The 1,297-nt window shown below is 56.7% G+C and carries 1 protein-coding gene; it reads left to right on the top strand.

Annotation, left to right across the window (positions count from 1 at the left end; translation table 11 throughout):
- The first annotated feature begins 367 nt into the window (after window positions 1–367).
- Window positions 368–1,126 carry a hypothetical protein gene (locus OC610_RS27615; protein ID WP_264432678.1) on the top strand — a complete coding sequence of 253 codons (759 nt, stop codon included), beginning with the start codon at window positions 368–370 and terminating at the stop codon, window positions 1,124–1,126.
- Window positions 1,127–1,297 lie beyond the last annotated feature (171 nt).

The raw sequence follows: 1,297 nt of genomic DNA, 5'->3' as shown, positions 1-1,297 counted from the left end.
CGTACAACATTCACTGCTTATCGCGTTTGGCTGAGTGCTTTACGCTGTAAGTGGCGCGCATTCTATGGATGGATTGGAGGGTCGTCAACCCCCAGATATAAATTTATTTAAATCAATGACTTCGCCCGATTTGGGGCGATCTGCGAATTTTACCCGTCCAGTCTCTGGCGTCTATATTCTGTCGCCCGCCAAGACGTTATAGTCTCGGCGGGCAAATAGTGGCAATGTGCATCCATTGTGCTGAACACCCCATAAACAGCATGACGCCCGTCTAATCGCGTGGCGCGGAACTATGCGCTTAAAAGCCAAGCCACTACACTCATGACATGCGTACCCCAATAAAGAGGTCTTACCGGTGACACCACTCATGATCACCCTGCTCGTCGTAGCCGGGATCGCACTGTTGATCGCCCTTGGCTACATGAACCATGTGGTGGAAAACAACAAGCTGGAGAAGGCCCGCACCAAGGTTGAACTCAACGACCGCCTGCGTCGTTGTGGCGAGCTCACCGAAACCTTCCCTGGCCAGTTGATGACCCCGGCCCTGAAACTGCTGATGACGCGCCTTGAGCTCAACGTCTGCCAGCGCCTGCTCAATCTCGACAAGTCCAACGCTGGGGTCAAGGCACGCCTGGACGAACTGGCTGCGCTGGCCGCCCAGGGTGAGTCGATTCCGGTCAACAACCCGCCGGCACCGATCCAGACCGAAGCCAAGGCCAAGGACGTGCGGTTCCTCCTCGAGGCCTTGCACGGCCAGATCACCCGCGCCGCCCAGGACGGTTTCCTGCCGGCTAACGAGGCCAAGCGCTGGATTCGCGAAGTACGGCATCTGCTGGTGCTGCTGCACATCGAGTTTTTCAACAACCTCGGCCAGCAGGCCTTGCAGCAAGAACAGCCTGGGCAGGCTCGCCTGGCGTTCGAGCGTGGCGTGCAGTATTTGCGCAAGCAACAGGAACCGCAGGTTTATGCCGAGCAGTTGGCTTATCTTGAGAAGCTTCTGGCTCGAGCCAATGCCCAGGTCCTGGCCAGCACCCAGCCTGTGGAGGGCGAGGTGAACCAGTTGACCGAAGGACTGAAGGAAGACGAAGCGAACGATGAGTGGAAGAAGAAGAAGGTTTACGACTGATCGCTAGTTTTGGTTTTGGTTTTGCGTGTATATCCGTTTCTTTGGTAATGGCTACTGGCGGTTCCGCTCTTACAGGTGCTCTTACAGCGGGTCACTTTTGAAGAGCATCCGGGCCAACCTGGTTCCGGGGGCGCACCGCACATCTTGTGTGGGAGCGAGCCTGCTCGCGAA

Source organism: Pseudomonas agronomica (assembly GCF_025917275.1).
GTDB classification, from domain to species: Bacteria; Pseudomonadota; Gammaproteobacteria; order Pseudomonadales; family Pseudomonadaceae; genus Aquipseudomonas; species Aquipseudomonas agronomica.
This window is presented reverse-complemented; position numbering and strand designations above follow the sequence as displayed.

Coding starts and splice junctions, on each gene's coding strand:
- OC610_RS27615 (WP_264432678.1), top strand. CDS start 368: ATGATCACCCTGCTCGTCGTAGCCGGGATCGCACTGTTGATCGCCCTT.